Raw genomic sequence first — 25,105 nt, forward strand, 5'->3', positions numbered from 1 at the left:
TCCACCTGCCTGCCCGCCTCATGGGGAAGGACCCCAACCGCGCAGCGATGGGGCCCCTCCCGACGTTCGACGGCCTGGCGGCCGGTGGTTCAGTCCTCGCCCTCCAGGTCGCCTTCCGTCTCCAGGAAGACCTGTCGCAGCGCGGCGAGGACCGTCGGGTCGGGCTTCTCCCACATGCCGCGGGACTCGGCCTCCAGGAGGCGTTCCGCGATGCCGTGGAGGGCCCAGGGGTTGGCCCGCTGGAGGAACTCGCGGTTCTCCGGGTCCAGGACGTACGTCTCGGTGAGCTTGTCGTACATCCAGTCGGCGACCACACCGGTCGTGGCGTCGTAGCCGAAGAGGTAGTCGACGGTGGCGGCCAGCTCGAAGGCGCCCTTGTAGCCGTGGCGGCGCATCGCCTCGATCCACTTGGGGTTGACGACCCGGGCGCGGAAGACGCGCGAGGTCTCCTCGACCAGGGTGCGTGTCCGGACGGTCTCCGGCCGCGTGGAGTCACCGATGTACGCCTCCGGGGCAGTGCCCTTGAGCGCGCGCACCGTGGCGACCATGCCGCCGTGGTACTGGAAGTAGTCGTCGGAGTCGGCGATGTCGTGTTCGCGGGTGTCGGTGTTCTTGGCCGCGACCTCGATGCGCTTGTACGCCGTCTCCATCTCCTCGCGGGCCGGGCGCCCGTCGAGTTCGCGTCCGTACGCGTAGCCGCCCCAGACGGTGTAGACCTCCGCGAGGTCGGCGTCCGTGCGCCAGTCCCTGGAGTCGATGAGCTGGAGCAGGCCGGCGCCGTACGTACCGGGCCGGGAGCCGAAGATACGGGTGGTGGCGCGGCGTTCGTCGCCGTGGGCGGCCAGGTCCGCCTGGGTGTGGGCGCGTACGTAGTTCTGCTCGTCGGGTTCCTCCAGCGAGGCCGCGAGGCGGACCGCGTCGTCCAGGAGCCCGATGGTGTGCGGGAACGCGTCCCGGAAGAAGCCGCTGATGCGGAGGGTGACGTCGATGCGCGGACGGCCGAGTTCGGCCGTCGGAATCGCCTCCAGGCCCGTGACGCGGCGCGACGCGTCGTCCCAGACCGGGCGGACGCCCAGCAGGGCGAAGGCCTCCGCGACATCGTCGCCCGCGGTACGCATCGCGCTCGTGCCCCACAGGGACAGGCCGACCGAGGTGGGCCAGTCGCCGTTGTCCGCGCGGTAGCGGTCCAGGAGGGAGTCGGCCAGGGCCTGTCCGGTTTCCCAGGCGAGGCGGGAAGGCACTGCCTTGGGGTCGACGGAGTAGAAGTTGCGGCCGGTCGGCAGGACGTTGACCAGGCCCCGGAGCGGGGATCCCGAGGGGCCGGCGGGGACGAACCCGCCGTTCAACGCGTGCACGGTGTGGTCGAGTTCGTCGGTGGTGGCCGCCAGCCGCGGCACGACCTCGTCGGCGGCGAATTCGAGGATGTCCGCGACGGACCGCGGATGCCCGGCGGCGACCCCGGCCACGGCGGCCGGCGCCCAGTGCGCGTCCTCCATCGCCTGGACCAGGGCCCGTGCCTGCTCCTCGACCTCGTCGGCGGTGGTGCGGGTGGCCGCCGACTCGTCGAGGCCGAGTGCCTCGCGCAGGCCGGGCAGGGACGTGGTGCCACCCCAGATCTGGCGGGCGCGCAGGATCGCCAGGACGAGGTTGACGCGGGCGGCGCCGCCGGGCGCGCCGCCCAGGACGTGCAGGCCGTCGCGGATCTGCGCGTCCTTGATCTCACAGAGCCAGCCGTCGAGATGCATGATGAACTCGTCGAAGCCCTCGTCCTGCGGGCGGTCTTCGAGCCCCAGGTCGTGGTCGAGCTTCGCGGCCTGGATCAGGGTCCAGATCTGGGCCCTGATCGCCGGGAGCTTCGCCGGGTCCATCGCCGCGATCTGGGCGTGCTCGTCGAGGAGTTGCTCCAGCCGGGCGATGTCGCCGTAGCTCTCGGCGCGGGCCATCGGCGGTACGAGGTGGTCGACCAGGGTGGCGTGGACGCGGCGTTTGGCCTGGGTTCCCTCGCCCGGGTCGTTGACCAGGAACGGGTAGACGAGGGGGAGGTCACCGAGAGCCGCGTCGGGGCCGCACGCGGCGGACAGGCCGGCGTTCTTCCCCGGCAGCCATTCCAGGTTGCCGTGCTTGCCGAGGTGGACCATCGCGTCGGCGCCGAAGCCGTTGTCGTCGGCGGAGGCGGCGATCCAGCGGTAGGCCGCCAGGTAGTGGTGCGAGGGCGGCAGGTCGGGGTCGTGGTAGATGGCGATCGGGTTCTCACCGAAGCCGCGCGGCGGCTGGATGAGGATGAGCAGATTGCCCCGGCGCAGGGCGGCCAGCACGATGTCGCCCTCGGGGTTGCGCGAGCGGTCCAGGAACATCTCGCCCGGAGCCGGGCCCCAGTGCTGCTCGACGGCCTCGCGGAGTTCGGCCGGCAGCGTCGCGTACCAGCGGCGGTAGTCGGCCGCCGGGATACGGACCGGGTTGCGGGCCAGCTGCTCCTCCGTGAGCCACTCCTGGTCGTGGCCGCCCGCCTCGATCAGCGCGTAGATCAGCTCGTCGCCGTCGCCGGAGGCGAGGCCCGGCACCTCCTCGTCACCGAAGTCGTATCCCTCGGTGCGCAGGCGGCGCAGCAGGGCGACGGCGCTCGCGGGGGTGTCGAGCCCGACCGCGTTGCCGATCCGGGAGTGCTTGGTCGGGTACGCGGACAGGACGAGCGCGAGGCGCTTCTCGGCGTTCGGGATGTGGCGGAGCCGGGCATGGCGTACGGCGGTCCCGGCGACCCGGGCGGCGCGCTCGGGGTCGGCGACGTACGCCGGGAGGCCGTCCTCGTCGATCTCCTTGAACGAGAACGGGACGGTGATCAGGCGGCCGTCGAACTCGGGGACCGCGATCTGGCTCGCGGCGTCCAGCGGCGAGACGCCCTCGTCGTTGTCCTCCCAGTCGGTCCGCGAACTGGTGAGGCAGAGCGCCTGGAGGATGGGTACGTCGAGGCCGGTGAGGGCCCCGGCGTCCCAGGACTCGTCGTCACCGCCGGCCGACGCCTCCGCGGGCCGGGTGCCGCCCGCAGCGAGCACGGTGGTCACGATCGCGTCGGCGTCCCGCAGCGCGTCGATGAGCTCGGTCTCGGGCGTGCGCAGTGAGGCGACGAACAGCGGCAGGGCGCGGGCGCCCGTGTCCTCGACGGCACGGCACAGGGTCTCGATGAACGCGGTGTTGCCGCTCATGTGGTGGGCGCGGTAGTAGAGCACCGCGATGGTGGGGCCGTCCGTCGCACGGGGGGTGCGCTCCAGCGGGCCCCAGGAGGGCGCGGGGGCGGGCGGTTCGAAGCCGTGGCCGGTGAGCAGCACGGTGTCCGACAGGAAGCGGGCGAGCTGCTCCAGGTTGGCGGGGCCACCGTGCGCCAGGTAGGCGTGGGCCTCGGCGGCGATGCCGATGGGGACGGTGGAGGCGGCCATCAGCTGGGCGTCGGGGGCCTGTTCCCCGGTGAGGACGACGACCGGGCGTCCGGTGGCGAGGACGTGGTCGAGGCCGTCCTGCCAGGCACGGACGCCGCCGAGGAGGCGTACGACGACCAGGTCTGTGCCGTCCAGGAGCTGCGGGAGGTCCTGGAGCGGGAGCCGGGAGGGGTTCGCGTAGCGGTAGGTGACCGGGCCGTTGGCTGCCCTGGCGCTGAGCAGGTCGGTGTCGGACGTCGACAGGAGCAGGATCATGCGGCGTCTGGCCTTCCTCGGGGTATCCACGCCCCGGGCGGTGTCGGAATGGGACTCCCCTGCCCGGCCGGAGCCGGGTGGACGGGGAAGGGAGTTCCTGACTCACCCGGTCGGTGCGACCGGATTCACAGTGGCGGGACCGCGCCGGAATCGCACCGGGCTTCCTCCCCTGTCGCCGTCTGTGGCGACGACGGGCCGGACAGCCCGTCGCTAGGCATAGTAAGGGGCACCTATCAACTGGGGCTCATACGGATCTGATGAGATGGTCGGTATGCTCGCCGCCATGCCCCCACCTGCCATCTTTCCCGCGCGCACAGGAGACGCTTCTCCCCGTGCCCGTGGCGACGCCTGCCCCGGGACGCTGCGGCTGCACCGGGCGGACGACGGTGCGCTGGCCCGTATCCGGATCCCCGGCGGCGTGCTGAGCGCGGCGCAGGCCGACGTGCTGGGGGAGTTGGCGGAGCGGCTGGGCGACGGTGAGTTGCATCTCACTTCGCGCGGCAATGTGCAGCTGCGCGGCCTTGGCCCGGACTGCGGTGGCGAACTGGCCTCCGGGATGGCCGAGTCGGGGCTGCTGCCCTCCGAGCGCCACGAGCGCGTCCGCAACGTCGTGGCGTCCCCGCTCTCCGGTCTCGACGGCCGGGGTGAGCGCGACATCCGGCCGTGGCTGTCCGCGGTGGACGAGCTGCTGTGCGCGAGTGACACGGCGGCCGGCCTGTCGGGGCGGTTCCTGTTCGCGCTCGACGACGGACGCGGCGACGTGGACGCGCTGGGCGCCGACGTGACCCTGCTGGCGCGGAGCGACGGCGGGGCGACGCTGCGGGTCGGCTCCGCGCAGAGCGCGGTACGGATACCCGGCGCAGGGGCGCCGCGGGCCGCCCTGATCGCCGCGGAGGTCTTCCTCGACGCCGCGGCCGCCTCCGGTGCCTGGCGGGTGACGGATCTGCCCGGGGACGGCGAGCCGCTCCTCGACGAGGTCGTACGGCGGCTGCGGCAGGCCGGAATCAGCTCCGAGCGCACCGCAGTCCCCGCCCGCCCGGAGAAATCCGCGCCCCCTGATCCCGGCGTCGTGACCGGCCCGCACGGCACCGTCGCCCTGTCCGCCGGCGTGCCCCTGGGGCGGATCGGCGCCCACCAGTGGCAGGCGCTGACCGGCACCGCCAGGCACCGCGGGAACGGCGAACTGCGGCTGACCCCGTGGCGCGGCGTCGTCGTACCCGGGCTGGAGCGGGGGCGGGCCGCGGAGGCGCTGGACCGGCTGGGGGCCGCCGGACTGGTCATCGGGCCCCACTCCCCCTGGACCGGGGTGGGGGCCTGCATCGGGCGTCCCGGCTGCGCCAGGTCCCTGGCCGATGTGCGGGCGGAGGCCGCTGCGACCGTGGGGCCTCCCGGCGCACTGCCGGTGTACTGGTCGGGGTGCGAACGCCGCTGCGGCCATCCCCACGGCGAGTGGGTCGACGTCGTCGCCACCCCGGACGGCTACCGGGTGCGCACGGTGCGCGGCGAGGAGCGGGGCTCCCCGCTGACCGTCCCCGCCGGTCCCCCGGCACTCGCGGCCGCCGTGACGGCGGCCCGGGGCACCGTCGGCTGACACCGCCCCTCCCCGCACCGCGACACCGCGGCACCTGTACGTTCCACGCCCGGGGCCCTTCCGCCCCATGCCCCATGGCCCCTTCCCCGCCCGATGAAGAGAGCGACAGCACTGTGCACCAGTACGAGAAGGACGGACCGGCCATCTATCGCCAGTCCTTCGCCACGATCCGCGCGGAGGCGGACCTGTCCGGCCTGCCCGCCGATGTGAGCCAGGTCGCGGTCCGGATGATCCACGCCTGCGGGATGGTCGACCTCGTACGCGACCTCGCCTTCAGCCCGGACGTGGTGGCCCGTGCCCGCGCGGCGCTGCGGGCGGGCGCCCCCATCCTGTGCGACGTGGCCATGGTCGCCAGCGGTGTCACCCGTAAGCGGCTGCCCGCGGACAACGAGGTGGTGTGCACCCTGTCCGACCCGTCGGTGCCCGCGCTCGCGGCGGAACTCGGCACCACCCGCAGCGCGGCCGCCCTGGAGCTGTGGCGCGACCGGCTGGACGGTGCGGTCGTCGCCGTCGGCAACGCGCCCACCGCCCTGTTCCGGCTGCTCGAACTCATCGAGGAGGGCGCGCCGCGCCCCGCCGCCGTCATCGGGGTCCCGGTCGGCTTCATCGGCGCCGCCGAGTCCAAGGACGCCCTGGCCGCGCACCCGTCCGGCCTCGACCACCTGATCGTGCGCGGCCGGCGCGGCGGCAGCGCCATGGCGGCCGCCGCCCTCAACGCCATCGCCAGCGAGGAGGAGTAAGCGTGAGCGAGCAGCAGAGGAACGGCCGGCTGTACGGGGTCGGGCTCGGCCCCGGCGATCCGGCCCTGATGACCGTACGAGCCGTGGCCGTCATCGCCGAAGCGGATGTCGTGGCCTATCACAGCGCCCGGCACGGACGGTCCATCGCCCGGTCGATCGCGGCCGCCCACATCCGCGCCGACCACATCGAGGAGGCCCTGGTCTACCCCGTCACGACGGAGACCACGGACCACCCGGGCGGCTACCGGGGTGCGATGGAGGACTTCTACACCGAGGCGGCGGCCCGCCTGGCGGTGCACCTGGACGCGGGGCGCACGGTCGCGGTGCTCGCCGAGGGCGACCCGCTCTTCTACGGCTCGTACATGCACATGCACAAGCGCCTCGCCGACCGCTACCCCACCGAGGTGATCCCCGGCGTCACCTCGGTCAGCGCCGCGGCCGCCCGGCTCGGTACCCCGCTCGCCGAGGGCGAGGAGGTGCTGACCATCCTGCCCGGCACCCTGCCGGAGGAGGAGCTCACCGCCCGGCTCGCCGCCACCGACGCCGCGGTGGTGATGAAGCTGGGCCGCACCTTCCCGGCCGTGCGCCGCGCCTTCGAGGCGTCGGGGCGGCTGCCGGAGGCCCACTACGTCGAACGCGCCACGATGGCCGGGGAGCGCACGGGCGAGCTGGCCGGGATCGACGCCGGGTCCGTGCCGTACTTCGCGGTCGCGGTCCTGCCCAGCAGGATCGACGCCCCCCGTCCGGAACGCGCCCCGGGCGGCGGTGAGGTCGCGGTGGTCGGCACCGGCCCCGCCGGACCGCTGTGGCTCACGCCCGAGACCCGCGGGGTGCTGGCCGCCGCCGACGACGTGGTCGGCTACACCACCTATCTGGAGCGGGTGCCGGTCCGCCCCGGGCAGCTGCGGCACGGCTCGGACAACAAGGTCGAGTCAGAACGCGCCGAGTTCGCCCTGGACCTGGCGCGTCGCGGCCGGCGCGTGGCCGTGGTGTCCGGCGGCGACCCAGGGGTCTTCGCCATGGCGACGGCCGTCCTGGAGGCGGCCTCCCAGGAGCAGTACGCGGACGTGCCGGTGCGGGTGCTGCCGGGTGTGACGGCGGCCAACGCGGCCGCCGCCCGCGCCGGCGCGCCGCTGGGCCACGACTACGCCACGCTCTCGCTCTCGGACCGGCTCAAGCCGTGGGAGGTCATCGCGGAACGGCTGCGCGCGGCGGCCTCCGCGGACCTGGTGCTCGCGCTGTACAACCCCGGCTCCCGCAGCCGGACCTGGCAGGTCGGCAAGGCCCGCGACCTGCTCCTGGAGCACCGGTCGCCGGACACGCCCGTGGTCCTCGGCCGGGACGTCGGCGGACCGGCCGAGAGCGTACGCACGGTACGGCTGGCAGATCTCGACCCGGCCGAGGTCGACATGCGCACGATCCTGATCGTCGGGTCCTCGCAGACGCGCTGGGTGCGGCGTGGTGACGGGCGGCAGATCGTCTGGACGCCGCGCCGCTACCCGGAGGCCTGAGCCCCGGGGCCCCCGCGCAGCCAGGCGAGGGCCAGGTCGGGGGTGGCGGCCACCGCGACGCCCTCGGGAACCGGTGGGCGGCGCACCACGATCACCGGAATCCCCGCCTCGCGGGCGGCGGCGAGCTTGGGGGCGGTGGCGGCGCCGCCGCTGTCCTTCGTGACGAGGACGTCGATACGGTGCCGGCGGATCAGGTCGCGCTCCCCGTCGAGGCTGAACGGGCCCCGTTCGAGGAGCACCTCCATCCGGGCGGGGTGCGGGGGTTCGGGGGCGTCCACCGACCGCATCAGGAACCACAGCCCGTCCAGCTCCGCGAAGGCGGCCAGTCCCATGCGCCCCGTGGTGAGGAACACGCGCCGCCCCAGCGCGGGCAGCGCCCGCGCCGCCTCGGCCAGGGAGCCGACCGGGTGCCAGTCGTCGCCGGTGCCGGGCATCCAGCCGGGCCGGCGCAGGGCCAGCAGGGGAACATGGGCAGTCGCGGCGGCTGCCGCCGCGTTGAAACTGATCGTCCCGGCGAAAGGATGGGTGGCATCGATGAGCGCGTCCACCTGGTGCGTGCGGAGCCACGCGGCAAGGCCGTCGGCTCCGCCGAATCCGCCGACGCGCACCTCGCCCGGCGGGAGCCTCGGACTGGCCACCCGCCCTGCGAGCGAGCTGGTCACCCGGGCGCCCTCCGGCAGGGCCGCCGTCAGGAGCTCGGCGAGGCGGCGGGCCTCCGTGGTCCCGCCGAGTACGAGTACGTGCATGGGGTCCATCCGTGAGTGAGGCGAAGGGCGGGCGCAGCGCCCAACTCAAACACACCGGTCTGCGGCCCGGCTGGACGACCGGTGCCTGTGCGACGGCGGCGGCCACGGCCGCGTACACCGCCCTGCTGACCGGGGACTTCCCCGACCCGGTCACCATCACCCTGCCCCGGGGCCAGACCCCGGCCTTCGCGCTGGCGGTGGAGGAGCTGGCCGGGGGGCGGGCGACGGCCGGGGTGGTCAAGGACGCCGGGGACGACCCGGACGTCACCCACGGCGCTCTCGTACGGGTCACCGTCAGAAGGCTGCCGCCGGGCTCGGGCGTGGTGTTCAGGGCCGGGCCCGGCGTGGGCACGGTCACCCTGCCCGGCCTGCCGCTCGACGTGGGCGAGCCCGCCATCAACCCGGTGCCCCGCCAGATGATCCGCGACCACCTCGCGGGGGTCGCCGCGGCACATCGGGGTTCGGGGGACGTCGAGGTCACCGTCTCCGTCGACCACGGCGAGGAGATCGCCCGCTCGACCTGGAATCCGCGGCTGGGCATCCTGGGCGGCCTGTCGATCCTGGGGACGACCGGCGTCGTGGTGCCGTACTCCTGCTCGGCGTGGATCGACTCGATCCGGCGCGGCGTGGACGTGGCCCGTGCGGCCGGCCACACCCATGTGGCGGGCTGCACGGGTTCCACCTCGGAGAAGACCGTCGTGGCGGAGTACGGGCTGCCGGAGATCGCGCTGCTGGACATGGGTGACTTCGCGGGCGCCGTGCTGAAGTACGTACGCCGTCATCCGGTGGAACGGCTGACCGTCTGCGGCGGGTTCGCCAAGCTGTCGAAGCTCGCCGCGGGCCACCTCGACCTGCACTCGGCCCGTTCCCAGGTCGACAAGCCGTTCCTGGCCGAACTGGCCCGGCGGGGCGGCGCGGACGAGGCCCTGGCCGCCGAGGTGGCCGGCGCGAACACGGGCCTCGCGGCGCTCCAGGCGTGCCAGGCACGGAATGTCCCCCTCGGGGACCTGGTGGCCGTGGCCGCGCGGGACGAGGCGCTGGCCGTGCTGCGCGGGGCGCCGGTCGCCGTCGACGTCATCTGCATCGACCGGGCGGGGACGGTCGTCGGGCGCAGCAGCGTCCGCTGACCGGCCGCCCGCCGGGTGCGGGGCGCTGTCAGCAGGCGTGCCGGTCGCGTCCGGGCGAGTAGAGGTGGCTGTCGCGGAACTGATCGGCGCCGAGCGTGCGGCCGACCATGATGACGGCGGTGCGGATCACGCCCGCCGCCTTCACCTGCTCGGCGATGCCGTCGAGCGATCCGCGCAGGATGAGCTCGTCGGGGCGGGAGGCGAGTGCGACGACGGCGGCCGGGCAGTCGGCCCCGTAGTGCGGCAGCAGTTCCTCGACGACCCGGTCCACGTACCTGGCGGCGAGGTGCAGGACGATCAGGGCCCCGCTGCGGCCCAGCGTCGCCAGGTCCTCGCCCTCCGGCATCGCCGTGGCGCGGTTGGCCACCCGGGTGAGGATGACGGTCTGGCCGACCGTGGGCACGGTCAGTTCCCGCTTGAGTGCGGCCGCCGCGGCGGCGAACGCGGGCACGCCGGGAACCACTTCGTAGGGCACGCCCGCCTCGTCGAGGCGCCGCATCTGTTCGTTGACCGCGCTGAACACCGAGGGGTCGCCCGAGTGCAGCCGCGCGACGTCGTGACCGGCCCGGTGGGCGTCCGTCAGCTCGGCCGTGATCCGGTCGATGTCGAGCTGCGCGGTATCGATCAGCCTGGCGTCCGGGGGGCATTCGGCGAGGAGTTCGGGGGGCACCAGGCTGCCCGCGTACAGGCACACCCCGCAGGCGGCGAGCAGGCGCGCGCCCCGCACGGTGATGAGGTCGGCCGCGCCCGGACCCGCGCCGATGAAGTACACGGTCATCTGTTGTCTCCTGATTGTTCTGCGCGGGCTTCCACTGAGAGCCCCGCGGTCGGGCTGATCGAGGGCTTGCGCACCGACCACTGGGTGACCGGCATCGCCTGCCGCCAGCCGGTGAAGCCGCCGACGGGCACGGCGTGCGCGACGGCGAGACGGACCAGCTCACCGCCGTGCCGGCGGTACTGCTCGGTGAGCAGTGCCTCGGACTCCAGCGTGACGGTGTTGGCGACCAGGCGGCCGCCGGCCGGGAGCGCCTCCCAGCACGCGTCGAGGAGGCCGGGCACGGTCAGCCCGCCACCGATGAACACGGCGTCGGGCGCGGGGAGTCCGGCCAGGCTGCCGGGGGCCCGGCCGGTGACCACGCGCAGGCCGGGCACACCGAGGCGTTCGGCGTTGCGTGTGATGCGCTCGGCCCGTACGGCGTCGCGCTCCACGCTGATCGCCCGGCACGAGGGGTGGGCGCGCATCCACTCGACCGCGATGGACCCCGAGCCGCCGCCGACGTCCCACAGCAGCTCGCCCGGGGCCGGGGCGAGGACGCCGAGGGTCGCGGCCCGGACGTGGCGCTTGGTGAGCTGGCCGTCGTGTTCGTACGCCTCGTCGGGCAGGCCGGGGACGGCGCCGAGGCGCGGGGTGCCGGGGGCGCTGCGGCATTCGACCGCGATGACGTTCAGCGGATCGCCGGGCGGGTGCGCCCAGGTGTCCGCGGTGCCGTCGGTGCTTGCTTCGTTCTCGCCACCGAGCTGTTCCAGGACGCGGAGGTGGCTCGGTCCGAAGCCGTGTTCGCGCAGCAGCGCGGCGACCACGGCGGGGGTGCCGGCGTCAGCGCTGAGGACCAGCAGCCGTCGGCCGTCGTGCAGGGCGGCGGCCAGCCGGGCGGCGGGCCGCCCGACCAGAGTGACGACCTCGGTGTCCTCAAGGGGCCAGCCGACACGGGCGCAGGCATAGGACACGGACGAGGGGTGCGGCAGGACGCGCAGACCGTCGGCGCCGAGCACTTCGGTGAGGGCCCGGCCGACGCCGTAGAACATCGGGTCACCGCTGGCCAGTACGGCGATCCGGTTCCCCGCGTGCGCGGCGAGCAGGCCGGGTACCGCGGGTCGCAGCGGCGAGGGCCAGGCCACGCGCCGTCCCGCGCACTCCGGCGGGAGCAGGCCCAACTGGCGCTCGGCGCCGATCAGGACCTGTGCGCCGATGAGCGCCGCGCGTGCCGCGTCGGGAAGGCCGGACCATCCGTCGGCTCCGATTCCCACGACGCTCACTGCAGGTGGAACGGGGTGTGCGGCGGGTTCGGGAGTCACGGACGATACCTCGGTGTTCGGGGGGCTGGCGCACCCGAACTCTACTGTCCGGCGTCGGCCGGACACCTGCCAGGTGGAACTCACCTATCCTTATTGCCACTGACTTGCAATTAATAAAGGAACGCAGAAGGGCAAGGGCGTGGAGTCTCCACTGGTGCTGGGCATTGAGTCCTCGTGCGACGAGACCGGCGCGGGTCTCGTACGAGACGGCCGGCTGCTCGGGCACGCGGTCGCGTCGAGCATGGACGAGCACGCGCGGTTCGGCGGAGTGGTCCCGGAGATCGCCGCGCGGGCGCACGTGCACTCCTTCACGCCCGTCGTGCGGGAGGCGCTGGACCGGGCCGGGCTGCGGATGGCGGACATCGGGGCCGTGGCCGTGACCACCGGACCCGGCCTCTCCGGCGCCCTCCAGGTGGGCCTGGCCGGTGCGAAGACCCTGGCGTTCGCACTGGGCGTGCCGCTGTACGGGGTGCACCACCTGGCCGGCCATGTCGCCGCCGACACCCTGGAGCACGGGCCGCTGCCCGATCCCTGCGTGGTACTGATCGTCTCCGGCGGCCACACCTCGCTGCTGCTCGTACGCGATCTGGCGCGGGACCCGCTCGTGCACCTGGGCGACACCATCGACGACGCGGCGGGCGAGTGCTTCGACAAGGTGGCCCGGGTGTTCGGGCTGCCGTATCCGGGCGGCCCGGCCATCGACCGCGTCGCGAGGGACGGCAATCCGCGCGCCGTGGCGTTTCCGCGTCCGCTGACCGGGCCGCGGGACTCGCGCCACGACTTCTCCTTCTCCGGGCTGAAGACCTCCGCCGCGCGCTGGGCCGAGCAGCACCGGCTGCGCGGTACGGAACTGCCGCTGGAGGATGGGGCGGCCTCGCTCCAGGAGGCCGTGGCCGACGTACTGACCCGCAAGGCGGTCGCCGCCTGCCGTGAGCACGGTGTGGGAACGCTGGTCGTGGTCGGCGGGGTGGCCGCCAACTCCCGGGTGCGGGAGCTGGCGGAGGAACGCTGCCGGGCCGCCGGCCTCACGCTGCGGGTGCCGCCGCTGAAGCTGTGCACCGACAACGGCGCGATGATCGCGGCAGTCGGCGACCTCCTGGTCCGGGCGGGAGCCGAACCCGCCCCGCTGGACGTGTCGATCGACCCCTCGGCGCCCCTGGAGTACGCCGCCCTGCACCCCGTCGCCCGTGCCGCCGGGGCCGCGTGACGGAACTCCTGGGGCTTGCCCGTCCGACCGTCCGACAGCTGTTACTCCCAGGTCACGGCCGCGTGGTTGTGCCATGGCTCAGCCCGTATCCGTCAACTGGCGGGCTACGTAGGTCATGTGCCCGTTGTGGCCGGCCTCGATCCACTTGCCCACGCCTCCGGTCCCTGCCCTGCCGGTCCCCCGCGCGCACTGTTCGAGCCAGCGGTCGCCGTCGCTGAACCCCGCGCCGCGGAACTCCGGCGTCTCGACGATCTGCCGCGCGAGCGACCTGACCCCCGCCGCCCGGCCCTCCCCTTCCGTCGCGGCCTTGGCCAGGAGGAACGTGCGTTCCGTCGTGTACCGCAGAAACCCCCACGGCGGGCTCCACCCGCCAGCGGGATGGTCGGCGCCGCGGGTGTGCTGAGCACCGTAGTCGCCGTAGGTGAGACGCGGCACGACCGCTGCCCCGGCGTGCAGCATCATGTGCCGGATGTCCCAGTCGAAGCGGTGCGGTTCGGTCATCGCTCCCACGGCGAGATCGGTCACCGAGCACGGGACCGATCCCGCGAGGACCACCACGGTGCGCCAGCGATGGAGACGGCCGAGCAGATCCCACGCGCGGAGCGCCCACTTGTCGGCCCGGTGGTGTTCGTCAGTCACATCCCCCAGGTCGAGCAGGAGATCGAGCGGTACGGTGCCACCGGCGCGTATCCGGTCGATCATGCCCCGGACGGCTTCGGACCGGCGCTCGTCGGGCAGTTCCGGCACCCGCACGCGGATGCCCAGGCCGTTGCCGCTCGCACGGGCAACCTCCGCGGCCGCCTCCTGTTGCCAGTCCGCTCGCTCGGTCCCGGTCACCGGCCTCAGCGGACTGGCGGGCAGACAGCTCCAGAGCCCAGAGCGGACGGGCCACTCCTCGTCCTCCACGTGAAAGGCGTCCACCCAGGCCGGGAGCGCCTTCTGCGCCCGCATGATCGAGACCGTCCTGCCGCGCACATGCGCGGCGAGAGCATGCTGGTTCCGGTCGTGCGGAACCGTCGGCCGGTGGCCGAGCAGGCGGACCGGCCCCGTCCTCGGGGGGATCGTCCACAAAGGGGCGATGGTCGCCCTGACCCACGGTTTCAGCTGCGCGTACGCCGCGAGCGCGCTGCTTCGCGCCGGCAGGGCGGGTACGTAGATCGGTAAGGAATCCGCCATCTCGAACAGCCCCCGTCTTCCCCGCGAGAACGTCCTGTTCGCAGGGTCACGCGGGACGGCGGGTACCGATAGGGGGCATGTCCGGCCAAGGCCGGTATCGCGCCAACATCGGTCCAGGTGCGGGGAAGCGGGTCACACACGTACCGCCCACAGCGTGCCGCCGCCGTCGAGGAACACGACCGAGTCGCCGCTCGCGGCAGGCTCGCCCATGGCCGTGCTGTCGAACTGGCCCGTCCAGAGCGTGCGTCCGTGCACCGCTCCGACGATCCTCGCACCGGTCCAGTGCTGGAGGACGCGTGCCTGCCCCGTCCCGGAGAGCAGGGCGTACGCGCCGGTGGTCCGCCCCTCTGCCGTCGCGGTCCCAGCCGACGCCCCTACTTCCCACCGCCTCGCCCTCTCACTCTGTTGCACCGCCCCATCACACTCATGGGTGACTGCGCTCGGTACACAGGACGAGCCAAGATCATCTCCATGAAACTCTCCTTGATCCGCCGCTCGTGTGTCGCGGCCGTCGTGCTGGCGGCGACGATGGCTCCGGCCGTGGCAGCACAGTCGGACGACAACGGCACGCGGGGCGGCACGGCCGCGTCGTCCGACATCGGGGCGAAGGCCCGTCTGCTGGGCGAGAAGATCGTTCCGCACAAGCTCCCGTTCCGGGGCACGACGGTCGGCGGGCTGTCCGGGATCGACCGGGATCCGTGCACGGGCGAGTACGTCGCCATCAGCGACGACCGTTCGGTGCTCCAGCCCGCCCGCTTCTACACCGCTCGGATCGCGGTGGACGGCGCCGGAGTGCACTCCGTCGACTTCACCGGCACGCACCCCCTCCTCCAGCCGGACGGGGCGGTCTATCCGCCGGTGAGCGACGGCGACGGAAAGGCCGTGGACCCGGAGGAAGTACGGGTGGATCCGCAGACCTGCGACTACTGGTGGGCGCAGGAGGGCGACCGGCCGAAGTCGTCGGACGAGCCGGTGATCCAGCCGTCGATCCAGTTCGCCGGCCGCTCCGGTGCGTACCTCGGGCAACTCCCGCTGCCGCCCAACTACAAAATCACCATGGATGACTGGGGCATCCGCCGGAACAAGGCGGTGGAGGCGATCACGTTCGGAGCGGGCGGCCGCGTGCTCACCAGCGCTGTCGAGGGGCCGCTGCTCCAGGACGGCCCTGAGCCGACCCTGCGGCACGGTGCGCTGGTCCGCGTCACCCAGCAGCGGCGGGACGGCGAGGTGCTCGGCCAGTTCGCCTACCCGCTCGAAAAGATCTTCACCGCGCCCGACGGGTCCAGCACGTATCCGCCCGACACCGGCGTGCCCACGATCCTGGCCTACCCCGGCGACCCCAGCCGCTACTTCGTCCTCGAACGCACCTGGGTGGCAGGCGCGGGCTACAAGATCCGCCTCTTCGACGCCACCACCCGCGGCGCCACCGACGTGCAGCACATCGATTCCCTCCAGGGACGAAAGGTCGTCCCGATGCGCAAGAAGCTGGTCGCGGACCTGGCCGACGTGGGTCTGTCCCGGGTCGACAACACCGAGGGCATGACCTGGGGTCCGACCCTGCCGAACGGCGAACGCACCCTGGTCCTGGTCAGCGACGACAACTTCGCCGACGACGCGGTCACCCAGTTCGTCGCACTCGGCATCCGCTGAGCCGCCGGTAGCCGGCAGCGGGCTGACCGCCCGACAGCTCCGGCGGCGGAACAGTCACGCGCCTCCGGCTCTGCGGTATCCACCGATGCGGGCCGCGACCTCACGGTCGCGGCCCGCATTTTGGTGGGTGGCGCGCAGGGACGCGGCGGCGGTCGAGGCCGGGCACCGGGACCGGGGCCGGCGTCACCGTGCTCCTGCCGTCGTGGGGGGCCGGTCTCAGTCGGCGACGGAGCTCGGGTCGTCGAGTTCGTGCAGCCCCGCCGGGTTCTCGTCCGTCAGCACCTCCCCTGCCGCGGTGACGAAACGCTGACCATGGCCCCGGTGGACGCACAGGAGTTGGTCGCGGGTGCCGGTCGCGTCCCGGTGGACGGCCAGCGCCGCACCGTACTTGCTGTTGTGCCCCGGCAGCTCGGTGTCCGTGCTCCATCCGGCGCCGTCGAAGGCGGACCACCACAGCTGCTGGCGCGCCGGGTCGCGGTGGACGCACATCAGTTTGTCGTCGAAGACGGCGAGGCCGATGTTGCTCCGCGTACGGTGCCCGGGCAACGCGCCCTCGGAGGCCCAGCCGGTGTCGCGCAGCCGGCTCCAGTGGATGGCCCCGTCCTTGGGGTTGCCGTGCAACAGGTGGAGAGCGTCGTCGTACACGGCGAGCGCCGGGGACCTGGTGGTGGCGCAGCCGGGGACGGGTTCCGGGGGTGTCCAGCTGTGGCCGTCCGGGCTGGTGGTGACCATGATCCGTTGGGCGGCGTCGGCGTAGGCGAGATGGAGGACGTCGCGGAAGACGGCCAGCGCCGGGCCGTAGACACTCCCGGCGTGCGGGACCGGCCGGTCCGGGCTCCAGGTCTCGCCGTCATAGGAGGTCAGCGCGATGCCCCAGTCGCCGGAGCCGCCGCGGTGCGCGCAGTACAGGCGGTCCCGGAACACGGCCAGAGCAGGGCTGCCCAGAGTGTGGTGGGAGGGAAACGACTGGTCCTGCGACCAGCTGCCGTCCGCGCGGTGCGCGGTCCACCACAGGCCGGGATTGTCGCCCCGGCCCTGGTAGACGCAGTACAGGTCGTCGCGGAAGACGGTCAGGGCAGGGGTTTCCGAGGCGTAGGGGGCGGTGAACTGCGCGTCGGTTCCCCAGCCCGCGCCCGGTGTGAACACGCTGAACCACAGGCCGGTCTCGCGTGGCGGCGCGTCGAGGGCCATGGGGGCGAGGAGGGTGGGTGCGGACCATGGCGAGCGCAGCTCGCAGCCGGCGCCCCGGGCGGCCGACCGGATCTGTTCGGCGCGGCCGGTCAGCGCCGCGTCGACGGCTTCGGCCGTACCTGCGGGCAGGGATCCGGCGAGCACCTCCGACACCAGGCCGCAAAAGGCGTTGGCGGGCCCGGCGGGGCCGGGGTCCGCGAGGCGGTCGACGGCCCCTTGGCCGAGGCGGAGGGCGAAGCCCCACTCCAGCCGGCGGGCCGAGACGGCCGTCCCCGCCGCGGCGAGCTCCTTGACCGCCCGTTCCGCACGCTCCACGGCCTCGGCCGAGGGTGCGTCCGCGCCGGACTCCGGTGCCGTGCCGCTCTTCCGCCCGGGGGCGGCGCCTTCGATCGCCATGCTGTCTTCCTGTCTGCGGGGCCACGGCCGGGCGGTTCGTCCCGCGCGGCGCGCGGGCGAGTCGTCCGGATCCGCGGGCATGGGTACTCACGGTCTGTTCCCGGCTGCGTGTGCGCCGGTTTGCGGGCCGTTCCGCGAGGGAGTGCCGGCCGGGACGGTCGTACTCAGGGGCCTCGAATCCGTGAGGGCGGGACGGTGCCCGGGTGTGTCCGGGCGGCCTCAGGGGAAACGGGCCGGAACGGCCGGCAGGAGCGGCCACGCGTGGTGCGGCCTCGGGACGATCCGGTCGCCCGCCCGGATCGTCCCACCGCGGACCACCTCGGCCCGCAGTCCGCCGCGGTGCAGCAGGCCACGGATCAGGCCGGGGCGCACCAGTTGCTCGAGGCGGGCGCACGGTTGGCTGAGTCCGAGACCGCGCAGGATCACCCCACCCACCTGGAACTCCTGGTCCACCAGCGGGTTGAGCCGGATGTCGCGGCAGACGAGGTTGCGGCGGCATTCGGCGGGGGTGAGCGTGATGCCGTGCTCGTCGGCCAGGGCGTCGAGGGCCTCGGCCTCGATGAGGGTGACGTCGCAGACCCCGGACGCCCGGCCGGCTCCCCGGCGCCGGGGCCGTGGGCCCTCGCCGGCCCAGTAGTTGCGGTCCCCCGCCAGGCCGCGGCCCGCCACCGCGCGGGCCTCTGCGACGCGGAGGGTGGGCTCGCCGGTGGCCGGGGCGAGATGCAGCGAGGTGACACGTCCGGGTCCGGGCACCGGGGGGTCCTGCGCCATGGGCGGTTCACCCTTTCAGGAAGTGTTCCCGGAGGGAACGGAGAGTGCGGAACTGGTCCACGTCGATCTGGTCGAGCTGCAGTTCGCGCCCGATCAGGTCCTCCAGCAGCAGGATGAACTCCATGAAGCCGAGTGAGTCGATCAGCCTGTTCTCGATCAGGTCGAGGTCCTCCGGTATCTCGTCGACGGTGGGGTTGCGTTCGCGCAGCCAGTCCACGACCGGCTTGATCACGTCGTCCATGGCTGCCTCTCCTGGGTCCGGTCAGGCTTGTGCGATCCGCTCGTGCGCGCGCTCGTGGCGTTCTCGGGGCCGGGAGAGGCGGCGCGGGACCTGCGGGCTCTCTCGTACTCCCGGCTGAGCCGGGCGACGGTGACGGCGGCCGGGTGCCGGGCGGTGACGCGGGTGCAGGACCGGCCGCAGTACATGGCCATCTCCTCGACGCGGCCGGTGGTGCCGTCCCCCGGAGCCGCCGCGCTGTAGCGCGGTACCGGGTACGCCCGCCCGTCCACCCGGGTGGTGGCGATGAAGGTGGCCGGGGCGCGTCCCGTCGTGGCGGTGAGGGGGTTGCGCAGGACGCGGTGCGGGCGGCGCGGCCAGCCGATGTCGAACAGGGAGGTGATGAGGGTGTCGTCGGCCACCGCGTCGATCACCCGGCGTTTGAACTCCGGGTGCGCGGTGGATTCCGCGGCCGGGACGAACAGGGTGCCGGCCATGGCCCCGTCCGCGCCCCGGGCCACGGCGTCCGCGAGGTCCTGTCCGGTGGCGATCCCGCCCGCGACGGCCAGTACCGCGTCCGGGTAGCGGGCCCGGACGGCTGCCAGCAGGAGGTCCGCGGGAAGCCGGCCGAGCAGGTGGCCGCCGGCTTCGGTGCCTTGGAGGACCAGGACGTCCGCCCCCTGTCCGAGGGCGGTGCCCGCGTCCACGAGGGTGCCGACCTGAACCACCAGCGGGTGCCCGGCGGCCCGGACGGCCCCGGCCGTGTCGGCGTCGGGCAGCCCGAAGGAGGTGACGAACGCGCCCCGCGGCAGTTCGGGCAGGACGGTCCGGAGCTGGTCCAGGCAGCCGGCCGGGCCGGTGACCTCGGGGACCACGTTCACCCCGAAGGGCCGGCCGGTGGCAGCCGCCACCTCACGGACCAGCCGGGCTGCCCGCGCGGGCGGTTCCTTGTACAGCGCGAGGGTGCCGCCCGCTCCGGCCCGGGACACCGAGGCGCACAGCTCGGGCCCGGCGACGGCGCCCATCCCCGCCTGGAGCAGGGGCAGTACGAGGCCGAGCCGGGCGGCCAACCGGGTCACGAGCGCTCCCCCGCCCGCCGTACCGCGCGGTGCGCGGCGGCCAGGTCCCCTTCGAAACGGTCACCCAGGGCGTGCACCCACCGTTCCAGGCCGAAGGCGACGCAGCCGGTGAAGGCCGGGCGTCCCGTGTGGCCGATGGCCAGGCGCTCGCCGAAGAAGTTGCGGTGGTTGTTGGTGGAGGCCACGGCGGTGCCGTCGGAGTGCAGGTACTCGTCCTTCACCGGGGCGAGCATCTGCATGACGGTGCGGGCGCCGTCCTTCTCGAAGAACGGGTCGGTGGCGGGCTGCCGGTCGAGGGTGAGGCCGAGGGCCTCACCGAAGGCGGCGATCCGCTCCCGGTGCCGGTCGAGATGGGTCCGTACGGTCTCGGCGGAGCCGACGCACACGATCTCCCGCATGGTGAACCCCCAGAGCCGGCGCAGCCCGTCGTGGTGGTCCTCGTTGCGGAAGCACTGCGCGACGGTGGTGACGAGAACGGGGGCGTCTGAGCCGGTGCCGGAGAGGTGCAGGAAGCAGCCGTAGCAGGCCGCGGAGGGCAGCAGGTGGGTGGCGTCCGCCAGGTCGGCCGCGGGCAGTGCGGCGGCTCCGGCCGGGGTCGCGGCACGGGCGGCCAGCCGGTCGGGGCGGATGCGTGTGACCGGGCTGCCCAGGTGCGGGAAGTTGCGGAAGTAGTCGAGGTCGCCCAGCTCCTCGGCCCGTAACAGCGGTGGGTAGCTCCGCTGCCGGGCTCCGGCCTCGACACCCCATCCGGTGAACACCGCGTCGAGTGCGTCCTTCAGCAGGACGGCGGGTTCGTCGAGGGTGGCCAGTCCGTCCCGGACCGACCAGGCGGTCACGGCGGCCGCGGGGTCAGTGACGGGCATCGAGCACCCCGATCCGGTTGAGGAAGCCGGTGGTCTTGTGCAGGACCTTGGTGTGGGCGGCCTGCCGGCCGGGGTGGACGAGCAGCCGCTTGCGCAGGGCGAAGCCGTCCGGGAGTCCCGCGTCGCGGTAGACCGCCGGGTTGTAGAGGGACTCGATGCTGGTGGTCAGGTAGCGGCCGAGGTAGCTGCGCAGGTCGTGCCGGGCCGCCTCGTCCAGGCCGCGGTCGAGGAGCCGCTCCCACAGCAGGTGCACCAGACGGCAGCCGAAGGCTATGTGGCGGGATTCGTCCTGGTGGTGCAGCCGGTTGATGTGCCGGACGGTCGGGTGCAGGCGGTGGTCGGCGGCCATCCGGACGTTGTAGTGGTCCACGATCTGCTCGAAGACCAGGATCCGGGCGAAGACCAGGAAGTTCTCGATGTCCGGGTCGCGTGGCGTCCCGGGCAGCTTGACGGACTTGTCGGGGTAGATCTTGCCGGCGTACCTGAGGCAGAAGGTGGCGAAGAACCACATGTGGTCGTTCTCCTCACCGATGAAGTGGTGGAAGAACTCGGAGGGGAGCTCGAAGCCGGGCGTGTGGACGCGCCGGGTGACCTCGATGAGCAGTTCGCGGATGCCGTGCACGTTGAGGCTGTAGAAGTTGACGCTCTCCCACCTGCTCAGGGTCCGGAGCTGTGCGGGGCTCAGTTCGTCCATCAGCTCGGTGCCGTGGACGGAGAGCAGTTCGGGGGACATCCAGAGTTCGTCGGTGGGGATCGAGGCCGGCCAGTCGAAGGTGGTGAAGGGGTTGTAGTAGTCCGCGGTGGCCTTCTCGGAGAGCCGGTCGAGCAGGTTCCGGAACTCGGTGTCGTACCCCGCCGGGGCGCTGACGGCTCGGGCGGGCGGGGTGTTCGTGGGGCGCACGGACATCACTCCTTCCATCGGACGGCAGCCAGCAGGGCCCGGTGGAGTTCGGGTGTGGACGCGGCCACGCAGGACCGCTGGTTGGCGATGCTCAGGTCCGTCAGGACGGTGTCGCCGAGCGGTTGTCCGTAGCCGTCGGTGATGACCGCTCCGGCCCGCTCGGCGAGGAAGACGGCCGCCGCGATGTCGTACGGGAACAGGTGCAGGACCCGGCCGTTGCCGACGCGTTCGAACTCGGGCAGCAGGGCCGGGTCGTCGCGCAGCAGCCGGTTGCCGATGTCCACGTAGGCGTCGAGCTGGCCGGTGAGCAGCCGGGAGATGGACCAGGTGGCGCTGTTGAAGACGAAGACACCGCCGGTGTTGGCGGAGAGGTCGATCAGGTGGCCGTACGCCTCGGTCATCAGGCGGGCGGGGTGGCCGTTGAACTCCAGCGACCAGAACATCCGCGCGAGGTCGGTGGTGCGGGTCAGCGCCGGGACGGGGTGGTCGTAGCCGTACGCGGTGATGCCGGGTGTCGCCCGGTCCCCGTAGAGGTAGGCGCCCGTGCGCAGTTCCATCAGCATCGCGTGCTCGACGTCGGCGATGCGCGGGCGCTGCGACATGCGGGCGACGGCGATGGAGACCGTGGCCGACTCCAGACCGGCGACGGCGGGCCGGGTGCCGTCGATGGGGTCGACGACCAGCAGGTGGGCCGGGTCCGTGCCGTGGTACTGGAGGCCGCGGTCCTCGGAGTAGACGGCGACGGGCAGGTCGTGCCCGGCGACGTACTTCCAGGTGGCCGCCTCCGCGACCTCGTCGAGGCCGAACTGGGCGTCCCCGCCCGGCGAATGGCCCCGGACCAGGCGGCTCCCGGCCTCGTGCTGGGCGGCCAGTACGGCGTCACGGACGGCTCCGGCGAGGCCGATCACGTACTGCCGTACGGCTGCGGCGTCCGTGGGGGTGCTGGGTTCGGATCCGGTCATGCGGCGGCCTCCGCGGCGAAGAGTGCTTCGAGCCGGTCGCAGAGCAGATCGGCCTCGGTACGGGTGAGGATCAGCGGCGGGCGGATCTTGATCACGTTGCCCCGGCCGTAGCGGGAGGTGCGCAGGATCAGGCCGTGGGCCATGCCCCGGCGGGCCAGGGACTGGGCCCGTTCGCTGTGCGGGCGTCCCTGGTCGTCGCCGATCTCGATCCCGATCATCAGGCCGAGGCCGCGCACGTCCACGACGGAGGGGTGCAGGGCGGCCAGCGCGCGCAGCCGTTCCATGATGTGGGCGCCGACCTCCCGGACGTTCTCCAGGAAGCCGGGGCGGCCGATCACGTCGAGCGTGGTGGCCGCCGCGGCGGCGGCGAGGATGTTGCCGCCGTAGGTGAAGGAGTGGTGGTCGCTGCTGAGCCCGGACATCCGCTCGTCGGCGACGATCGCCGCGATCTGGGCGCCGGAGCCGCCGAGGCCCTTGGCGGTGGTCAGGATGTCGGGCCGGACCCCGTAGTGCTCGGCGGCGAACATCCGGCCGACCCGGCCTATGCCGGTCTGTATCTCGTCGAAGACGAGGACGATGCCCCGTTCGTCACACAGGGCGCGCAGGGCGGGCAGGTAGCCGTCGGGGGGCACGATGTTGCCGCCGCTGCCGGAGACCGGTTCTACGACCACGCAGGCGACGCTGCCGGAACTGGCGTGGTCGAGGAAGTCGTTGATGCGCTCGACGCAGAGCATGCCGCAGCTGTCGGGGCCCGCCTGACGGTAGAAGCAGCGCAGGCAGTAGGGGTCGGGTACCTGGAGCACGCCGGGCATCAGGTGCGGGAAGGGGGCCTTGCGGAAGGACTCCCCCGACATTGTGGTCGTCATCATGGTCTGGCCGTGGTGGCTGCGGAACAGAGTGATGACGTCGCGGCGGCCGGTGGCGAGCTGCGCCATCTTGACCGCGCCCTCGTTCGCGGTGGAGCCGCCCGAGACCTTGAGGTGCACCTTGGTCAGGTTCGGCGGGGTGACCTCGACCAGCCGCCGGACGAGCTCGTTGACGGGCGCGGTCTGGAAGGTCGAGGTGGTGTGCACCAGCCGTTCGGCTTGGTCCCGCATGGCTTTGACCACTTCGGGGTGCCCGTAGCCGAGGCTCAGGTTGAAGGTGCCGGAAGCGCAGTCGAGGTACTCGTTGCCGTCTTTGTCGTACAGGTGGATGCCCTCGCCGTGATCCATCTCGTACGCGCTGACGGGGTAGTACAGGTGCTTCTCCGCGAAGCTCCGGGCATCTCCGCGGACGTCTTCCTGGGTATCGCTTCGTGCGTCACTCCGGGCACCGGGCTGGGCGCGCATGAGGTCGGCCATGTGACTCCTGTCGGCTTCCGTCCGCGGACACCACGGACGGCGAATAGCGATATCTCCGGGCAGGGGAAAGCCAGGCTCCCGTCGGTATTTCCGGGGGCAGGATTTATACGTCCAGGACGAAGGTGAACGACGCGTCCCAGCCCTCGGGTGTCTCGCGCACGTCCATCAGGCATTCTGGCCGGAAATACTTGTCGAGGTGGTTCCGGCGTTCGCCGGGGAAATACAGCATCGTGGTCAGTACGGCGCCGCCGGGCGGCTGCACTTTCACGTGCACGTGCCGTGTCCGCCCCGGGTACATGGCGGGCAGCACCGTTTCCAGCCGCCACTGCCCCTCGGCGTCCGCGAACTGGTGGCCGCGCAGCCGAAAACCGTCGTCGTCGTAGACCCCGGCGTCCCCGACCTGCCAGAAGTCGAGCAGGGTGCCACCGATCGGCTGCCCTTCCGAGGTGCACACGGCACCATGCAGCACCATCGGTGTCCCTCCGTCCACATCGCCCCGGAAGCTGGTTCTGAGGGGGGTGTCGGGCTTGTAGTACGGCCCTTCGCGCAGCGCGGGCGTGGGCGGCGTCCCGTTGCAGCGAACGGTCGGCGTGAGCGTCTTCAGGACACTTCCCGTGCTTCCGATCTCCACGGCGAAACTCTCCCTCGATCAACGATCTTTCACTTCGACCCAGGCAGAGTAACCGGATTTTTCGATGCTGAGAAGAACGCTGTATATCGCCTCTCAGCCATTCCTTCGACACTTATTGGCGATATTCCGCAATTCGCTCGGACAGCAGTTGTCTCCTGAGAATGGAGCGGCGTACGGGCCGGGTGGGAAAGCGGGGACAGCCGGTGGGTGAGTACAGATCAGTACCGGTCGGCGGCGGACCGCCGCAGCACGGTGTGCGCGCGGGCGAAGTAGGCCGGGTCGGGCGGTGCGGTGAGGATGTCCGCGAGCGCGAAGAGGTCCAGCGTCCGGCTGAGCCGCAGCCGGTCCGCGGGCAGCCGGCCACTCCCATACCGGAAGCCGTCGACGAAGCCCGTGGTGAAGGCGGGTGGGTACTCGTGGGCGAAGCGCAGCATGTTCCCGACATCGAAGAGCGGGGAACCGCTGAAGGCGAGCTCCCAGTCGAGGACGGCGGCCACCGCCCACTGCCCGGCGCACTGTCGGACCAGGATGTTCTTCGGGTTGAAGTCACCGTGCACCAGGCTCCTTTCGCCCGCCACGGCGGCATGTGCCAGAGGCCCTCGGCGGGCGAGGGCGCGCAGTGCCGCGGAGTCCGTCCCGCTCAGCGGCCCGTCCGGGGCCGCCGCGGCCAGACAGCGGTCGACGAAACCGGGCAGATCACCCAGCGGAGCGGCGCCGTCCGGGGCCGGGACCAGCGAGGGGTCGCAGAAGACCCCCGGCCGGGGCAGCCTGATCCGGCCGATCCGTGCCAGCACCACGCCGACGGCCCGGCCCAGGCCGCGCGCGTCATCGCTCGCCGGACCGTCCGCGAGCACCTGGCTGAGCGGGGTCCCGTCCACGAACCGGTAGAGCAGGGTGGGGCGGCCGGTGGCACGTCCCTGCGGATCGGCTGCGACCACCGCGGTCACCGGGACGGCACGGGCCGCCGCCTGGCCGAGGACCGCGATCTCCACCGCGCAGGTGTTGCGCGGGAACCGGCTGCCGCCTGGCCGGTAGCGGCGCAGCACGTAGCGCTCCGCTCCGGCCGCACCGGGGCGCTCGGCGGTGAGCACGGCCATGTCGTTGGTGAACCCGCCCGGCAGCGGGTCCATCGCGTGCAGCAGGGCCCCGGGCAGGGCGTGCGAGGTCAGCCAGGCACGGGTGGCCGGGTCCAGAAGACCCACCGGACGGGGGTGCGTCACACCGGCCGGCCTGCCCGGCCC

General features: G+C 72.9%; 22 protein-coding genes and 1 riboswitch. Of the genes, 6 read left to right on the forward strand and 16 right to left on the reverse strand.

All coding sequences use genetic code 11. From position 1 onward, the window contains the following. Positions 1-89: 89 nt before the first annotated feature. Positions 90-3,686, reverse strand: coding sequence for a cobaltochelatase subunit CobN (cobN, locus tag ACIO3R_RS28130; RefSeq protein WP_402109683.1), 3,597 nt, complete (start codon positions 3,684-3,686; stop codon positions 90-92). Positions 3,687-3,757: 71 nt separating this feature from the next. Beyond that, positions 3,758-3,910, reverse strand: a riboswitch (cobalamin riboswitch). 47 nt (positions 3,911-3,957) lie between these two features. On the opposite strand from cobN, the gene cobG reads away from it, so the two are divergent. The 3 genes from cobG (at position 3,958) to ACIO3R_RS28145 (ending at position 7,528) form a co-directional block, all read left to right on the forward strand. After that, positions 3,958-5,277, forward strand: a complete 1,320-nt coding sequence (cobG, locus tag ACIO3R_RS28135) for a precorrin-3B synthase (protein WP_402109975.1) — start codon at positions 3,958-3,960, stop codon at positions 5,275-5,277. A gap of 113 nt (positions 5,278-5,390) precedes the next feature. Then, positions 5,391-6,017 carry a precorrin-8X methylmutase gene (locus tag ACIO3R_RS28140; protein WP_385035756.1) on the forward strand — a complete coding sequence of 209 codons (627 nt, stop codon included), beginning with the start codon at positions 5,391-5,393 and terminating at the stop codon, positions 6,015-6,017. A gap of 2 nt (positions 6,018-6,019) precedes the next feature. Then, positions 6,020-7,528, forward strand: a complete 1,509-nt coding sequence (locus ACIO3R_RS28145) for a precorrin-2 C(20)-methyltransferase (RefSeq protein ID WP_385035757.1) — start codon at positions 6,020-6,022, stop codon at positions 7,526-7,528. On the opposite strand, the gene ACIO3R_RS28150 is transcribed toward ACIO3R_RS28145, so the two are convergent. Then, entirely contained in the window at positions 7,513-8,274 is a 762-nt protein-coding gene (locus tag ACIO3R_RS28150) for a cobalt-precorrin-6A reductase (protein WP_402109687.1), read from the reverse strand. The two genes, ACIO3R_RS28145 and ACIO3R_RS28150, sit on opposite strands and share 16 nt — an antisense overlap. An 11-nt stretch (positions 8,275-8,285) precedes the next feature. On the opposite strand from ACIO3R_RS28150, the gene ACIO3R_RS28155 reads away from it, so the two are divergent. Next, a complete protein-coding gene (locus tag ACIO3R_RS28155) occupies positions 8,286-9,401 on the forward strand; it encodes a cobalt-precorrin-5B (C(1))-methyltransferase (protein WP_402109690.1) in 1,116 nt (371 codons plus the stop codon). A 28-nt stretch (positions 9,402-9,429) separates the two neighbouring features. Here the strand turns inward: ACIO3R_RS28155 and cobM are convergent, their stop codons facing one another. Both cobM and cbiE read right to left on the reverse strand, forming a co-directional pair. Beyond that, positions 9,430-10,179, reverse strand: coding sequence for a precorrin-4 C(11)-methyltransferase (cobM, locus tag ACIO3R_RS28160; protein ID WP_385035760.1), 750 nt, complete (start codon positions 10,177-10,179; stop codon positions 9,430-9,432). Then, on the reverse strand, positions 10,176-11,438 hold the full coding sequence (gene cbiE / locus ACIO3R_RS28165; protein ID WP_402109979.1) for a precorrin-6y C5,15-methyltransferase (decarboxylating) subunit CbiE: 1,263 nt from the start codon (positions 11,436-11,438) through the stop codon (positions 10,176-10,178). The genes cobM and cbiE overlap by 4 nt, the downstream gene beginning before the upstream one ends. A gap of 178 nt (positions 11,439-11,616) precedes the next feature. Here cbiE and tsaD point away from each other — a divergent pair, with 178 nt between their 5' ends. Further along, on the forward strand, positions 11,617-12,684 hold the full coding sequence (gene tsaD, locus ACIO3R_RS28170; RefSeq protein ID WP_402109693.1) for a tRNA (adenosine(37)-N6)-threonylcarbamoyltransferase complex transferase subunit TsaD: 1,068 nt from the start codon (positions 11,617-11,619) through the stop codon (positions 12,682-12,684). Positions 12,685-12,762: 78 nt separating this feature from the next. On the opposite strand, the gene ACIO3R_RS28175 is transcribed toward tsaD, so the two are convergent. Both ACIO3R_RS28175 and ACIO3R_RS28180 read right to left on the reverse strand, forming a co-directional pair. Beyond that, entirely contained in the window at positions 12,763-13,860 is a 1,098-nt protein-coding gene (locus tag ACIO3R_RS28175; protein ID WP_402109695.1) for a hypothetical protein, read from the reverse strand. A gap of 132 nt (positions 13,861-13,992) precedes the next feature. Beyond that, positions 13,993-14,271 carry a PQQ-binding-like beta-propeller repeat protein gene (locus ACIO3R_RS28180; protein ID WP_402109697.1) on the reverse strand — a complete coding sequence of 93 codons (279 nt, stop codon included), beginning with the start codon at positions 14,269-14,271 and terminating at the stop codon, positions 13,993-13,995. 60 nt (positions 14,272-14,331) lie between these two features. On the opposite strand from ACIO3R_RS28180, the gene ACIO3R_RS28185 reads away from it, so the two are divergent. Beyond that, positions 14,332-15,510 carry an esterase-like activity of phytase family protein gene (locus ACIO3R_RS28185; protein WP_402109699.1) on the forward strand — a complete coding sequence of 393 codons (1,179 nt, stop codon included), beginning with the start codon at positions 14,332-14,334 and terminating at the stop codon, positions 15,508-15,510. Between the two features lie 216 nt (positions 15,511-15,726). On the opposite strand, the gene ACIO3R_RS28190 is transcribed toward ACIO3R_RS28185, so the two are convergent. The 10 genes from ACIO3R_RS28190 to ACIO3R_RS28235 all read right to left on the reverse strand — a co-directional run bounded on the left by ACIO3R_RS28190 (position 15,727) and on the right by ACIO3R_RS28235 (position 25,084). Next, positions 15,727-17,097 carry a hypothetical protein gene (locus ACIO3R_RS28190; RefSeq protein ID WP_402109701.1) on the reverse strand — a complete coding sequence of 457 codons (1,371 nt, stop codon included), beginning with the start codon at positions 17,095-17,097 and terminating at the stop codon, positions 15,727-15,729. Between the two features lie 219 nt (positions 17,098-17,316). Next, positions 17,317-17,868: an MOSC domain-containing protein gene (locus ACIO3R_RS28195; protein ID WP_402109704.1), complete on the reverse strand. Its 552-nt coding sequence runs from the start codon at positions 17,866-17,868 to the stop codon at positions 17,317-17,319. Between the two features lie 7 nt (positions 17,869-17,875). Then, complete coding sequence (locus ACIO3R_RS28200; protein ID WP_385028264.1) at positions 17,876-18,109, reverse strand: acyl carrier protein; 234 nt, start codon at positions 18,107-18,109, stop codon at positions 17,876-17,878. Further along, positions 18,097-19,164 (reverse strand): NAD(P)H-dependent flavin oxidoreductase, encoded by a 1,068-nt coding sequence (locus ACIO3R_RS28205; RefSeq protein ID WP_402109707.1) that lies wholly within the window; start codon positions 19,162-19,164, stop codon positions 18,097-18,099. Before ACIO3R_RS28205 ends, ACIO3R_RS28200 begins: the two co-directional genes overlap by 13 nt. Next, positions 19,161-20,027, reverse strand: a complete 867-nt coding sequence (locus ACIO3R_RS28210; RefSeq protein WP_402109709.1) for a hypothetical protein — start codon at positions 20,025-20,027, stop codon at positions 19,161-19,163. Before ACIO3R_RS28210 ends, ACIO3R_RS28205 begins: the two co-directional genes overlap by 4 nt. Continuing rightward, positions 20,014-20,928, reverse strand: coding sequence for a diiron oxygenase (locus tag ACIO3R_RS28215; protein ID WP_402109711.1), 915 nt, complete (start codon positions 20,926-20,928; stop codon positions 20,014-20,016). The genes ACIO3R_RS28210 and ACIO3R_RS28215 overlap by 14 nt, the downstream gene beginning before the upstream one ends. A 5-nt stretch (positions 20,929-20,933) precedes the next feature. After that, on the reverse strand, positions 20,934-21,890 hold the full coding sequence (locus ACIO3R_RS28220; RefSeq protein ID WP_402109713.1) for an inositol monophosphatase family protein: 957 nt from the start codon (positions 21,888-21,890) through the stop codon (positions 20,934-20,936). Then, complete coding sequence (locus tag ACIO3R_RS28225; protein WP_402109716.1) at positions 21,887-23,233, reverse strand: aspartate aminotransferase family protein; 1,347 nt, start codon at positions 23,231-23,233, stop codon at positions 21,887-21,889. Before ACIO3R_RS28225 ends, ACIO3R_RS28220 begins: the two co-directional genes overlap by 4 nt. Before the next feature lie 103 nt (positions 23,234-23,336). After that, entirely contained in the window at positions 23,337-23,864 is a 528-nt protein-coding gene (locus ACIO3R_RS28230) for a hypothetical protein (RefSeq protein WP_402109718.1), read from the reverse strand. Positions 23,865-24,082: 218 nt separating this feature from the next. Continuing rightward, on the reverse strand, positions 24,083-25,084 hold the full coding sequence (locus ACIO3R_RS28235; RefSeq protein WP_402109720.1) for a phosphotransferase: 1,002 nt from the start codon (positions 25,082-25,084) through the stop codon (positions 24,083-24,085). Positions 25,085-25,105 lie beyond the last annotated feature (21 nt).

The organism is Streptomyces sp. NPDC087428, assembly GCF_044744085.1.
GTDB lineage: Bacteria > Actinomycetota > Actinomycetes > Streptomycetales > Streptomycetaceae > Streptomyces.